This is a genomic window from Indibacter alkaliphilus LW1, assembly GCF_000295935.2.
Classification (GTDB): Bacteria; Bacteroidota; Bacteroidia; order Cytophagales; family Cyclobacteriaceae; genus Indibacter; species Indibacter alkaliphilus.
On record NZ_ALWO02000031.1, the window covers coordinates 1 to 14382 of the forward strand.

A 14382-nucleotide genomic window follows, 5' to 3' on the forward strand; every position below is an offset into this window, starting at 1 on the left:
CTTTCTTGGGCAGATAAATGTACTAATTTTTGATAAAATCCCATAGGAGTAAATCTCATTTTGAAAGCTCTGTGTAGTCTTTTTGTGTTGTAGTGTTCAACTGCTTTTCCCACTTTTTTCTTCAGGTCTTTTAAGTCCTTAATCTGCCATCTTTTGAGGTATTCATTTTTAATAATTCCGTTGATTCGTTCTGCATAAGGATTTTCCCATGCAACTGTTCCCATACTGATGTGAATATGGTTTTCTTTTAGTAAACAAGTATATTCCTTACTACTATACTGGGATCCTCTGTCTGAATGATGGATCAAGCCCCAAGACCGGTAATTCATTATCTTGAGAGCCATTTTCATAGCCTCTGTATTTCCTTCTGTCCTCAGATGATCGTTGACTGCATATCCTACTACCAATCTGGTATAAACGTCAATGATAAACACCAAATAATAATGCTCACCGTTTAAGTGAAAATAGGTTATGTCGCTTTGGATTACCTGAAATGGTCTTTTTATTTCCATCCCCTCTATCAGGTTGGGATAAATATAAGCCCCGATATAAGTAGTTCTATGATAATTACTTACACGTTTGACTCCATAACCTAATTCCATGAAAATCTCACAGAACTGATCCCTTCCCATAAAGGATGGGCGCAATGTGTAATACATCTTTTCAACCCCACAACCAGGGTGTTCTTCCTTGAGCTGATCAGCTAATACAACTAACTCTGAAAGCTCCTTATCAAAAGACTCCTGTCTTTTCTTAGCCTGATGAACGGCTTGCTTGCTCACCCCAACAGTCCGATAAAGTTCGCTAAGTGAATAGCTCATCATTTTTTGGTTGGATTGGAACCACCAGAGAGTGGGGTGTTGGAGTTTTTTTTAATATCAATCGAATAGTTCTCCTTGGCCAGATCAATCATCTTCTCTAGGTAATCAATCATGATCTGCTTCTGTCCAACTGCCCTTTCTAGCTCTTTAACTTTTTCTTCAAGTTCTTTAAGCTTATTAGTTTGACTATCCTTCATCTCAACTATCCTGATATTTTTTTCATTGTAGGTCGAATACTTGTAAATCCATCTGTAAATAAGAGCATTCCTAATACCATAAAAACGTTCTATNTGAACAACAGACATCACTCCTTTCTCATAATCATCAACCAATTTACGCTTAAATTCCTCAGAAAATCTTCTGTGGGAATTAATCCTTTTTCCTGTTTTTAACATCTAGTTTATGGGTTAAAAACGGTCAACCTATTTCAGGGAATGACAGGATGAAAAGGAGAATCGAAGATTGAGAGTAGACTGCCAGCCGTGAGAGGAGAGCCAAGAATCCAGAGCCAAGAGCCAAGAATCAAGATTGGAAAAGTGATCAAGAATCAAGACAGAACCAAATGCCATAGGCATGACAGATATAATAGCCCGGGAATTTATTGCTGGGTTTAAATATTAAGTGTGAGTTTTCAAAGTGCCGTAGGATTTCCTGCCAAAGCTATGGTACGGACGATATTCAAAACAATCATAAAAGTGTCATGTAATTTTAGGACTTGGCAAGCAGGAAAAGTAGGGGTGAAGAAGAAGGGTAGTAAAATCCCAGAGGGATTTCCTGTTGGTAGCAAGATGTCTCAATAATGGGGTTTCAAGCCTGTAGGGCTTGCCTGATGTTTTGAAAAAAAATCAATTAAAATTGAATGTCGAATGATTGAAGTCTAAATTAGATGGGAGAGCCAAGATAAATTTTAGATTTTACCATGTAGATTTTAGATTTAAAATCGCAAAAAGACCAGTGATAATCTGATAGGAAAGTTTGGCCGAAAGGACTTTACCGTCAGGTTGTGCCTCCGGCACAAATCTTTGCGTCCTCAAAACGATTGCTTAAGAAAGTACAGAAAGGATATAGCCGTAAAGCTCAATTATCATCAACCAATTCTTTGCGTCATTGCGGGAAAAAGAATTTCGAATTTTAATTGATAAATAATGACGTATCCTTACTCCATCAATCCTCCGGATAAGGAATATATACAAAACTGGTGAAGTCCTGATCGACTACAAATAGGCAACAAAATTCATCAGGATCTTTATAGGCCTTTTCAAAATCTTCGATCAATTCCTCAGAAACAAGCTTTCTTTGGATGAATTCATCGATATAGGTGATGTAATAATTCCAGTCCAGCTGTTTTTCTTCTTTGCCCAAAAGCAACTGGCCAATTGGCTGTTCTTCTTTGGAAATAGGGAAAATGGGATACCTGGAAAACTTTCTGCTCCTCACTTGATAGGAAGCTTCCTTGAGTATCTCAGATACTTTTATAAAATCCTTGGTGATGGTTCCCAGGTATTTTCCGTTTAATTCTGGATCATTGAAATCTGAAATCATGATTTTTTCAAAGTTAAGCGTACAACATTTTCTACATGATACGTTTGCGGGAACATGTCCACGGGCTGTATTTTATCCAAGCTGTATTTTTCTGACAATAAAGCGACATCTCTGGCCTGAGTGGCAGGGTTACAACTCACATAGACAATCTTCGGGGCCTCAAGCTGGAGTAACATATTGACCACGTCTTCATGCATTCCGGCTCTTGGTGGATCGGTGATGACTACATCGGGCTTGGAATGCGAAGCAATAAATTCATCATTGAGCATATCTTTCATGTCTCCGGCATAAAAGAGCGCATTGTTTATTCCGTTCACTTCTGCATTGAGTTTGGCATCTACAATGGCTGCTTCCACATACTCAATACCAATCACCTGCTTAGCTTGCTTGGCTACAAAATTGGCAATGGTACCAGTCCCTGTGTACAAATCGTACACTACCTCATCACCCTGAAGGTCTGCAAATTCTCTTGTTACTTTGTACAATTCGTAAGCCTGTTCAGAATTGGTTTGGTAAAAAGACTTGGGTCCGATTCTGAATTTCAGACCTTCCATTTCTTCTTCGATAAAAGGCTTGCCCGCGTAGGTCACTACCTCCAGGTCATGAAAGGTCTCATTTTTCTTCAAATTGACGATGTATAGCAGGGCGGTGATTTGCGGGAATTTATTTTTCAAAAACGCCATCACCATGTCAATTTCTTCCGTTTTGTCTGCTCCGAACTGTACAATCACCATGCTTTCACCGGTACTGGTACTACGGATGATCAGGTTTCGAAGTAAACCGACCTGATTTCTGATATCATAAAAAGACAGCTTATTGTCCAGCGCAAATTCCCTAAGTTCATTTCTGACTTCATTGGAAATATTGCCTTGCAGGTAACAATGCTCGATATCTACGATTTTGTCAAACATCTTCGGAATATGGAACCCCAATGCATTTCTTTCAAACTCTGCTCCTGAATCTATTTCTTCCCTCGTCAGCCAGCGGTTGTTGGAAAAAGTAAAGTCAAGCTTATTTCTATAATACCGGGTATTATCCGAACCTATAATTGGTTGGACTTCAGGCATGTTTTCAACCTTCCCAATCCGGCTAAATTGATCCACTACCTGTTGTCTTTTATAGCTTTTTTGCAAATCATAGTTGATGTGTTGCCACTTACAACCTCCGCAGGTACCGAAATGGCTGCAAAAAGGCTCTATTCTATCTTTGGAATACTCATGAAAGTGTACCGGTTCCCCTTCCATAAAGGAGCTTTTGCCTCTTGTAATTCTGACATCTACGACATCTCCTGGTGCCACATCTTTCACAAATACCACTTTCCCGTCATGATGTCCCACGCATTTTCCCTCAGTAGCAATCCTTTCTATCTTCAGGTCGGTGACCACCTTATTTTTCATCTTTCTTGACATGGGCGCAAAATTAAGAAAAAAGCCTTAGCCCCTACCGTTTTCCAAATAAGATTCCTAAAAGCCCTCCGATCTGATGGGCCTAAAAATAATATTTCGGTCAAAAGCCATTTTACTTTCACAGCTCCGGCCTATATTTTTATCTTTATCCCACAAAAGAGCTTATAAATGAAATTCAAAGATAAAGTAGTCATCATTACCGGTGCCACATCTGGAATTGGGGAAGCCTGTGCCATGGCTTTTGGGAAAGAGGGAGCTAAGGTGGTGATCACAGGAAGAAAACAAGTGAAAATCGATAATAGCTTACATAGACTACAGCAGGAAGGAATAGAAGCAATGGGGGTTCTGGCAGATGCTGCTTCTGAGACAGACAATGAAAAAATAGCCCTGGAGACCATCGAAAAGTATGGAAAGATTGATGTTTTGATTAATAATGCAGGGATTTCTATGCGTGCTCTTTTTGAGGATCTTGATTTGGATGTGTTCAAAAAAGTGATGGACACCAATTTTTATGGAGCGGTATATGCCACTAAATACTGCTTGCCTGAAATCCTCAAAAACACCGGAAGCATAGTAGCCGTGTCTTCCATTAATGGTTACCGTGGAACTCCCGCCCGAACAGCTTACACTGCAAGCAAATATGCAATGAACGGGTTTTTTGAGGCTCTTCGAACAGAAGTGATGAAAAGAGGCGTACATGTGCTTGTGGCAAGTCCGGGTTTTACCGCCTCCAATATTCGGAACAATGCGCTTACAGCAGACGGGCAGTCTCAGGGAGAATCACCAAGGGAAGAAGATAAAATGATGAGTGCGGAAGAGGTTGCTGCGGAAATCCTGAAAGCTACGATCAAAAGAAAAAGAGACCTTGTCTTGACCAAGCAGGGGAAATTGGCAGTATTTCTGAATAAGTGGATGCCTGGAACTATGGATACATTGGTGTACAATACTATGGCAAAAGAAAAAGATTCACCTTTCAAATAGATGACGCTCAAAGAAACCCTTCAGATCTACTTGAATAGATTAGTTGACTTATCCAGCAGAAATAGGTCAATTTATCTTTATAAGCTACTCAGCAGTCAGATGATAGACTTGAAGGATTTAAATTTTTTGAATGGATCTGCTGATTTTTCAATTATTCAAGAGCTTTTGGGGAAGAAAAAGAAAATACCCTTAATTGCCCTGACAGATTTGAGGGATGAAAAAAACAACCTGATATCAATTAGGCTGAAACGACTTCAACACCTCAGCAAGACAATAGAAGGAGAGACCGGAGAGAAAAGCCTTCAACTGGCCTGGCCCTTTGTAGAAGGTAAACTGATGAACGGACAACTGATACGATGTCCTTTGATTTTTTTTCCTGTGGAATTGGTCAAAGAGGAAAGACAATGGATATTGAAAAAGGTTAGCTCTGAAGAGCCGGAATTTAACCGTTCTTTTCTATTGGCATTGACAAATGCTGGGCAACTGGATTCGAAAAAAATCATGGATGAAAATCCGGTTGGAGGATTTTCCAAGGAAGCAGTTGCTTTTAGAAATAACTTATACGCATGGATTAAGGGAAGATTACCTATCAACTTTTCCCAAGAACTATATGAGGATAAGTTAACAAGATTTCCGGACGTCAACCGCTCCTTGGATGAAGATCGATTAGGATTTGGTCAGTTGGCTTTGAAACCCTATGCTGTTCTTGGACATTTTTCCCAGAGTGCTGGGTTTTTGATTGAGGATTATGAGCATTTGATTACCCAGGAGGACTCAGCTGACTTGGAGCAGCTTTTCGAAAAATACTTTACCAGGGAAAGTGAGTCTCTGGAATCTGCCAGGGAGGAGCAGATGTATACGGTTTTTCCCATAGATGCAAGTCAGGAAAATGTACTCAAAGCGGTAAGGTCAGGGCATTCCTGCGTGGTGGAGGGACCTCCCGGTACAGGTAAGTCCCAATTGATCAGCAATCTTGCCATCGATTACATGTGCAGGGGAAAAAGGGTGCTCGTCGTCTCCCAGAAAAGGGCAGCTCTTGATGTGGTTTTCAACCGCCTTTCGGAAAATGGCTTTGGTGCTTTTTTAGGGTTGGTACACGATTTCAGAGGGGATAGAAAGGGGTTGTTTGAAAAAATAGCTGATCAGATACAGTCCTTGGAAAGGTATCGGGAGCTCAATAGAACGGTAGATGCCATCCAGTTGGAAAGACAATTTTCTCAGCTCTCCAGACTAATTGAAAGTCATTCGGAATATTTTGAGGATTTCAGAAAAGCTTTGTTCAACACAGAAGAGTGTGATGTCCCGATCAAAGAATTGTACCTAAGCTCAACTTTGGAAGAATCCTATTTTGACATGATCCAGCATTACAAAAGGCTGACTTTTGATAAGGTACCTGACTTTTTGAGGGATTTTAAAGAGTACGGAGTTTATTACCGTAAATTCCAGCAGTCAGATTCTTTTTGGTTGCACCGGGTAGATTTCAGTAATTTTTCGGGTAGTTCCCAAAACCGTATTTCTGAAATTCTGGATGAAATTGTTTTGTTCAAATCGCATATTTCAGATTATTTAAAAAAGGGAGAGAGTTTTGAACCTGCAGTTCTTTTTGAGCTTTTTGGCAATAAGGTAAAATTCGGTCAACTCATTCAAGAAATGCGGGACCCTGAGACAAAGGAAGTTCTGATTAGGATTTCGGAGGTGAAAACTGAGGAAATTGACTTGCTGTGGCTTCAAAACAAACTGGATACTGTAAAAAAACTTCTAGCACATGAGGGAGTTGATTGGTACTGTTCGGATGAAGAGGTAGAGGAATGCTTAACCCTAGCTATTCAATATGCAGCCAAGAACAAAAAGTGGTGGTCGGGTTTTGACTGGCCATGGGAAAGGAAAAAATATCAGAGAATTTTAGAACTATTGGAGGCTAATCAGCTTGAGAAAGAAGAAATAAATATTTTGATTTCCAAGCTTGAAAACAGGCAAAACCTCAACCACCAACTGACTCTGCTATCTGCAAAGGATTGGCTGGAGTTGCCTTCAAGGCCTTTTGATTTCACTTCTTTCAATCACTTTGCGACAGTACACCTGGCCGCTGTCCAGACCAAATTGACACTTCATGAGTGGGGTAAAACCGGTGAGTTTATTTATTCCAGGATCAAAGATCCAGTAAATAGTGAACGGAGCTTGGATTGGTTAAGGGACCAAGTGAATTACCTGGAAAGCAAGCTGGGGCAATGGCTTGTTTATTTTTCAAAAATTCAAATACAGCATCTATTTGTACAAAGCAGGGGGAAGGATATTCATGCCCTGAAAAATGAGCTGCCCAAATTTTTTGATGAATTGGTGGCTTTTGATGGGCTCAGAAAAAGGTTAGGTTCAGTTGAAATAGCATTGATGGAAAAGATATTGGATACCTATCCCGAAAGTTCATTCAATGAGATGGTTGGTTTTTTTCTTTCGGGATTGAAGCATGCTTGGATAGATCATATTGAAAAAAAATATCCTGTACTTCGTGAGATCAGCACTCCTAAGGCACTGAATATGCAGGAGGAGTTGATGAGTGCTGTAGTAGAGAAATGGAAAATATCACGTTTTATTGCTGAGTTGCGCCTGCGTGAAAAGACCTTTCAAGAGTTAGAATTTAACCGTCTGGGGAACCTTCTGACATACCGTGAACTGCTTCATCAAGTAAGTAAGAAAAAACGAGTTTGGAGTATTAAAAAGCTTGTTGAATCCTTTGAAAGTGAAATCTTCCGATTGGTACCTTGTTGGTTGTGTTCACCGGATACAGTTTCAGCTTTGTTTCCAATGCAGCAGAGTTTTGACTTGGTCATTTTCGATGAGTCTTCCCAGTGTTTTGTGGAAAGGGGTCTACCAGCAATGTTAAGGGGTAAGCAGGCAGTGATAGCGGGTGATTCCTGTCAGCTTCAGCCTTTTGATCTATACCAAGTGAGGTTGGATACAGATGAAGAGGGGTTGGAAACGGAAACCGATTCACTTTTAAATCTAGCCTCAAATTATTTTCAGAAATTTTGGCTTCAAGGGCATTATAGAAGTAGTCAGCCTGAGTTGATCTATTTTTCTAATAGGAAGTTTTATGGAGGTAGGTTGGAAATGCTGTCCCAAAGAGCATTGTTAAATCAGAAGATAATGCCTTTTCAATTGCATCATGTAGAAGGAGTGTGGGAAAAGCAACAAAACCATTTAGAAGCAGATAAGGTCGTTTCTGTAGTCAGACGGATTCAGTCAGAAAATCCGAAAGACAGCATAGGTATCATTACTTTCAATTTTTTTCAAATGGAACTCATTCGGGAAAAATTAGAAGTGGAGAGGCAAATTGATCTGGAAAGGCTTAAAGTCAAAAATATAGAGAATGTTCAGGGAGATGAATTTGACCAAGTAGTTTTTTCCACCGGTTATGCCAGAAATAAAAAGGGAAAGCTGATTGCAAATTTTGGATTGCTTTCCAGGCAAGGCGGCGGAAACAGACTGAACGTAGCCATTACCCGTGCCAAGAAAAAAATCATTTTGGTGACGAGTCTGAATTCCAGAGACTTTAGCCAACAACAATTGAAGAATGAGGGAATTGCTCTCTTAAAAAATTATTTCAGCTTTATTGAGAGATTGGTCAATGGGGAAGAATTGGAACACGAGGAGAGGAAATTAAGAGGCTATGAATCTGCTTGGTTTTTGAAGGACAGATTGGCTGAAAGACATAAGGAATTGAATCTTAACATGTATTCTGCCTCTCTGTGGATGGATATGGCTATCCGGGAGAATGGGAAGTATAAAGGTGCAATACTTTCAGATGATGATAGGTTGTACGGTGTAGGCAGTGCTAAGGAAGCATTTGTATATCACCCACTCCAACTGAAAGAGAAAGGCTGGCCTTATAGATTTGTATTCAGCCGGCAATATTGGATGGGGCAGGACTTTTTGGGCTAGGTCTTATTTGACTCTTTTCAAGCCTACAGCTTCAATTCCTCGAAGGTTTTCTAAACGCATGTATTGGACAAAATGAATAGACCTATAATTTTCTCCTGATTCTATGGGTAAAGTATCAAACCGGGCATAAGTATTTCCGTACCCAGTTCCAAGTGGTTTGCCCGAAGTGCTTTCAAACAATGGGATATTGACCAATTGGGACTCAATTTCCTTTCCTGCAGAGTCCAAAAGAAAATATCTCAGGTACAGATTTCGGAATTCGTAGTCCTGATTGTATTTCACAGCAATCAGAGAAGCTGAGCTTTCCAAGGGATCTTCAAAATGAAAGGATACGGTATCGTTCAGGATCCAGGATTGGGATTCCATACCTTGGTATTTTTCAAAAACCCTGTCGGAATCACAGGCGCAGAGCATAGCCGTTGCCATTACAAAAAGGAAAATTCTTTTCATTCTATTGGTCCTTGTTCTGATCACCTTTGTTTCTGGGTGGAAATTTTCTTCTTCCCCTATTCTTTGGTCTAGATGGATTTTCGTTGGTATTGCCCGAATTAGGATTATCCTGCTTGGCTTGAGTCTTCGGTGTAGCCTTACCTCTATTGGGTTGATTTCTTCTTCCGGGCTTATTATTTCTCCTGTTTTCCTGGCCTTCTTTGGTGTTATCTCGATTGGGACTTGAATCAGTTTTGGGCTGATTTTGTCTGTTGCTTCCAGAGCTGGCTGATTGGTCAGCGTCAGTTCTTGGTTTTTTTCTTTTTTTCTTTTTCTTCTTGGTACTGAATTTTTTATCCAATCTCTCGAGTTCCAAGGTGGATTTGATCGCTTCATTATCAAACTCCTGCTCTTTGTTATTCATCAGATCAAAAGGAGTGATACCTTTTTCATTGAGTTCCTGAATCTCTTTGACTCTTTCACAGGTGATTGAATGCCAGTTATTGTCATTGTTATAACTGAACCACATCAGCTTTCTGAAAATATCGGTCTTTTGCAGTTTGGCTGTACCAGTCTCAGTTTGCAAAGGTCTATCTACAGTAGGTACATCTTCCAGCGCCTGCATGTAGGTGTCGAGCTCGTAATTGAGGCAGCATTTCAATCTTCCACATTGTCCGGAAAGTTTGCTTGGGTTTAAGGAGAGATTCTGGTAGCGGGCTGCTGAGGTAGATACACTTTTGAAGTCATGAATCCAGGTAGAGCAGCAGAGTTCGCGTCCACATACTCCGATTCCTCCCAATCTACCGGCCTCTTGTCTCAAGCTTATTTGCCTCATTTCCACCCGGATTTTGAATTCAGAAGCAAGGAGCTTGATCAATTCTCTGAAATCTACCCGGTCATCTGCTGAGTAGTAAAAAGTTGCTTTTGAATTGTCTGCCTGAAACTCTACATCTGAGAGTTTCATCTGAAGATTCAATTCATCAATGATTTGCTTGCTACGGTATAAGGTGGGGATTTCTCTGTTTTTGGCATCGTCCCATTTTTCAATGTCTTTTTGGGTAGCAATCCGGTAGATCCTCAGAATGTTGTCATCATTTCTGATTTTTCTTTTCTGCATTTGAAGCCTTACAAGTTCTCCTTGAAGGGAAATGTACCCGATATGATGTCCGTTTGGAACGTCCACGACTACTGGGTCACCTGTTGTCAAGTGGAGGTGATCTACATTTCGGTAATACTCTTTTCTCCCGCCTTTAAATTTGACTTCTACAATATCGAATTTATCTACAGTTGGAATGCCCATATGGGACAACCAATCAAAAGAATTCATTTTATTACAATCGCTCGTACCACAAGTGCCGTTGTTTTGACAGCCCCCGCTATTCCCAGTGGTGGTAGAGCAGCTACTACATCCTGCCATAATTATATATTAAGGGAGCATTTGCTCCTCCTCGATTTGGGTTTACTTGATTAACTTCAAAATGTCCTGACCAATATCCCTTCTGAAATATAGGTCTTTCCAACATACTTTGGAAACTGTCTCGTAAGCATTGTCCAAAGCTTCCTGTACTCCCTTTCCTTTTCCTGTCACAGCTAATACACGACCGCCGTTGGTGAGAACTTTGGAACCTTCCAGTTTGGTACCTGCATGAAAGATCAGACTTTTATCCCCTGTTTCAGCTTGCTCCAAACCTTCAATTTGATCTCCTTTTTGATATGATTCAGGATATCCTCCAGCCACCAAAACCACTGTGGTTGTGGTATAGTCCTGTATTTCGATGGTGTAATTGCTGAGTGTTTGCTCACCCATATGGATCAGCATTTCCAGGAAATCACTTTTGATTCTTGGTAAAACTGCCTGAGTTTCAGGATCGCCCATTCTTACATTATATTCTATCACATATGGTTCTCCCTGAATATTCATCAGTCCGATGAAAAGGAAGCCTATGTATTTAATCGCTTCTTCGTCTAACCCATTGATGGTTGGCTTGACCACTTTTTCTTCCACTTTGGCCAGAAACTCAAGATCAGCAAAGGGGACAGGGCTTACCGCACCCATTCCTCCTGTATTCAACCCCTCGTCGTTTTCCCCTATTCTTTTATAATCTTTTGCCTCCGGAAGAATCCTATAGCTTTTGCCATCGGTAGCCACAAATACGGAAAGCTCGATGCCATCCAAAAATTGTTCAATAACTACTTTGGAAGATGCTTCTCCAAACTTACTGTCAAGTAACATTTCTTTCAGGGATGCTTCTGCTTCTTCCAAGGATTTACAAATCAGGACACCTTTGCCGGCAGCTAGGCCGTCAGCTTTCAAGACGATAGGAAGGCTTTGTGATTTTAAATATTCCAGACCTTCTTCTAGATTTTCTTTTGTGAATGTCATGGAACTTGCTGTTGGAACCCCATGTCTTTCCATGAATTTTTTGGAAAAATCTTTGGATCCCTCCAAGTGAGCACCTTTTTGACTCGGTCCTATTACCGGGATATGGCTTACTTTGTCATTTAGCGCAAAGTAGTCCACTACACCTCTGACCAAAGGCTCTTCTGGCCCTACCACGATGAGGGCTATGTTTTTTTCCAGAGCGAAACTGCTCAGTTTTTTAAAATCATTGGGTGAAATATCTATGTTTTCAGCAATCTTGGCAGTGCCAGCGTTACCCGGTGCTACAAAAAGTTTAGAGCATTTTGGGCTGTTTACGATTTTCCAAGCGAAGGCGTGCTCGCGGCCTCCGCTGCCTAATAATAATATATTCATGCAGTAATTTCAGTTTAATTGGCGTGGTCTGAGATAAATTTGATTCTATAAACCCGGATCTCTTCTTCAGCGAAGTCTTCATCTTCCAATTCGCTCAGTGCCACTCTTATATTATCTGTATCAGCAGTCATAAAATACTCATGGAGTGTATCTTCCCTTTCTTCATCCATGATATTTTCGATGTAGTAATTGATATTCAACTTAGTGCCGCTATAAATTATTTGTTCAATTTCCTGAAGCAATTCTGCCATGGAAATGTTGAGATTATCAGCGATCTCATCTAAATTGATCTTTCTGTCTACTTGCTGAATAATTGAGATTTTTACTTTTGACCTGCTTCCGGCAGTCTTGACGACCACATCTGACGCAGTAATGATCTCGTTTTCCTCTACGTAATTTTCTATTAATTTCAGAAAAGGTGTTCCAAATTTAGTGACTTTTCCCATACCCACCCCGTTGATTTGGGCCAATTCTTCGCGGGAGGTAGGATACACAGTAGCCATTTCCTCCAGGGAAGGATCCTGAAAGATGACATAAGGCGGTAGGCCTTTGGCTTTTGCGACTTTTTTCCTTTCAGCTTTTAGCAGTTCGAAAAGTTTTTCATCATATGCCTTTCCTCCACCTGCAGGAACTTCATCCGGAGTTTCATTTTCTATCATTTCCTCAAAGTTATGGTCTTTGAAAATAAAAAATGAATAAGGAGATTTGAGGTATTCAAGTCCTTTGGCAGTGGTCTTGATCACTCCATAGTTTTCGATGTCTTTTTCTAAAAAACCACCAATCATGGCTTGTCTGATGACAGTTTTCCAGGTCCTTTCATCTTCGTCTTTGCCTAAGCCAAAGACGGAGAGTTTATCATGCTTATAGCTTTTGATGTAATCATTGGATTCACCCCTTACCACATTGACAATATGGTCCATATTGAACCTGCTAGAAGTTTCTTTGACTGCGCCAATGACAGCAGTAAGGTGTTCGATCCCATCAAATTTCTCTTTGGGCTTTTTACAATTATCACAATGGCCGCAATCGTCTTCCAGCATTTCACCAAAATAGTGCAGTAGAAATTTCCTTCTGCAAATAGAGCTTTCAGCGTAAGCTGCCATTTCCTGTAGTAGAATTTTGGCGTTTTCCCTTTCTGTTACTGGCTTGTCTTTGTTGAATTTCTCAAGTTTGACAATGTCATCATATTTGTAAAACATCAAGCAATGACCTTCCAGGCCATCACGCCCTGCACGTCCGGTTTCCTGATAATAACCCTCAAGGGATTTGGGTACATCATAATGTATCACATAGCGTACATCCGGCTTATCTATTCCCATTCCAAAAGCAATGGTAGCCACGATGACGTCAACTTCTTCATTTAGAAAGTCATCCTGGTTTTTCACCCTCACATTTTGCTCTAGTCCTGCATGATAAGGTGCGGCTTTGATGCCATTGACTTTTAGTAGGTTGGCAATCTCTTCTACCTTTTTTCTACTCAGGCAATAAATGATTCCAGACTTTCCTTTTTGGGATTTGATGTATTTGATAATCTGTTTTTTCGTCTCATTTTTCACCTTTGGTCTTACCTCGTAATAGAGATTGGTCCGGTTAAAAGAAGACTTGAAAAGATCTGCTTCCTCCATTTGAAGGTTACGTTGTATATCTTGCTGTACCTTGGGTGTGGCGGTAGCGGTTAGGGCAACGATTGGCAGATTTGAGCCGATTTGGGCTATGATGGTTTTGATTTTTCTGTATTCAGGCCTGAAATCATGCCCCCATTCAGAAATACAATGGGCTTCATCGATAGCCACAAAACTCAATTTGGCATCTTTTAAGAAAAGCACATTTTCTTCTTTGGTCAGAGATTCAGGTGCTACATAGAGCAACTTCGTCTTTCCCGAAAGCACTTCTTTCTTGACCTTGTTTGTTTCGGTCTTATTCAGCGTTGAATTGAGGAAATGGGCATTGATTCCAAAGGCGTTGAGTTGGTCCACCTGATTTTTCATCAGGGCAATAAGAGGTGAAATGACTATTGCTGTACCATCCTGTATGACTGCGGGGAGTTGGTAGCAAAGTGATTTACCAGCTCCTGTTGGCATGATAACGAAAGTATTATTGCCTCTTAGAACATTGTCTACAATTGGCTCTTGGTTGCCTCTAAACTGGCTAAAGCCGAATATTCTTTTAAGGTTTTCTTTGACGGTTTGATCCACAATAAAATGATGTTTAATGTTCCACCTTGGCGGTATTCATTAAAGTATAAAGGAATTCTTTTTTACCTTTGATACAAATCTAATGATTACCAACGGCAATTTTGAAGTTAACAAAAAATATTAAAAGTGTAGCTATAAATCCTTTCCAATAAGTATTCAAAGTTAAGTATCTAAAAGGATTTTGATGAAATTACATTATTGCCAACTTTCATACAGAAAAATGTTCACTTCCGATATACTGATTATCATTCCAAAATCAGCTCAGGTTAACTTTCAAAGGGCTGCTTTTTCGGAATTACATGACTGGTTTACGT

General features: G+C 40.2%; 10 protein-coding genes. 2 read left to right on the plus strand and 8 right to left on the minus strand.

The window, feature by feature from the left end:
* The 4 genes from A33Q_RS08270 to rlmD form a co-directional block, all read right to left on the minus strand.
* Positions 1-824: IS3 family transposase (locus A33Q_RS08270; protein WP_235062783.1), on the minus strand; the 824-nt coding region annotated here is incomplete at its 3' end.
* Positions 821-1216 (minus strand): transposase, encoded by a 396-nt coding sequence (locus A33Q_RS08275; RefSeq protein WP_016254947.1) that lies wholly within the window; start codon positions 1214-1216, stop codon positions 821-823. The genes A33Q_RS08275 and A33Q_RS08270, both read right to left, overlap by 4 nt.
* 769 nt (positions 1217-1985) lie before the next feature.
* The gene (locus tag A33Q_RS08280) at positions 1986-2363 is read right to left on the minus strand and encodes a hypothetical protein (protein ID WP_009034455.1); all 378 of its coding nucleotides are present in this window, start codon (positions 2361-2363) and stop codon (positions 1986-1988) included.
* Positions 2360-3772 (minus strand): 23S rRNA (uracil(1939)-C(5))-methyltransferase RlmD, encoded by a 1413-nt coding sequence (gene rlmD, locus A33Q_RS08285; RefSeq protein WP_009034456.1) that lies wholly within the window; start codon positions 3770-3772, stop codon positions 2360-2362. Before rlmD ends, A33Q_RS08280 begins: the two co-directional genes overlap by 4 nt.
* A 165-nt stretch (positions 3773-3937) precedes the next feature.
* On the opposite strand from rlmD, the gene A33Q_RS08290 reads away from it, so the two are divergent.
* Together A33Q_RS08290 and A33Q_RS08295 are read left to right on the plus strand one after the other, a co-directional pair.
* Positions 3938-4750, plus strand: a complete 813-nt coding sequence (locus A33Q_RS08290; protein ID WP_009034457.1) for an SDR family oxidoreductase — start codon at positions 3938-3940, stop codon at positions 4748-4750.
* Entirely contained in the window at positions 4751-8689 is a 3939-nt protein-coding gene (locus tag A33Q_RS08295) for an AAA domain-containing protein (RefSeq protein WP_009034458.1), read from the plus strand.
* A 3-nt stretch (positions 8690-8692) separates the two neighbouring features.
* On the opposite strand, the gene A33Q_RS08300 is transcribed toward A33Q_RS08295, so the two are convergent.
* From A33Q_RS08300 to recQ, 4 genes are read right to left on the minus strand one after another with little or no spacing between them, the layout of a single operon-like run.
* Positions 8693-9139 (minus strand): gliding motility lipoprotein GldH, encoded by a 447-nt coding sequence (locus tag A33Q_RS08300; RefSeq protein ID WP_009034459.1) that lies wholly within the window; start codon positions 9137-9139, stop codon positions 8693-8695.
* A gap of 1 nt (position 9140) precedes the next feature.
* Positions 9141-10535, minus strand: a complete 1395-nt coding sequence (locus A33Q_RS08305) for a PSP1 domain-containing protein (RefSeq protein WP_235062784.1) — start codon at positions 10533-10535, stop codon at positions 9141-9143.
* A gap of 42 nt (positions 10536-10577) precedes the next feature.
* Complete coding sequence (purD, locus tag A33Q_RS08310) at positions 10578-11873, minus strand: phosphoribosylamine--glycine ligase (RefSeq protein WP_009034461.1); 1296 nt, start codon at positions 11871-11873, stop codon at positions 10578-10580.
* 14 nt (positions 11874-11887) lie between these two features.
* On the minus strand, positions 11888-14068 hold the full coding sequence (gene recQ, locus A33Q_RS08315; RefSeq protein WP_009034462.1) for a DNA helicase RecQ: 2181 nt from the start codon (positions 14066-14068) through the stop codon (positions 11888-11890).
* Positions 14069-14382: the final 314 nt, after the last annotated feature.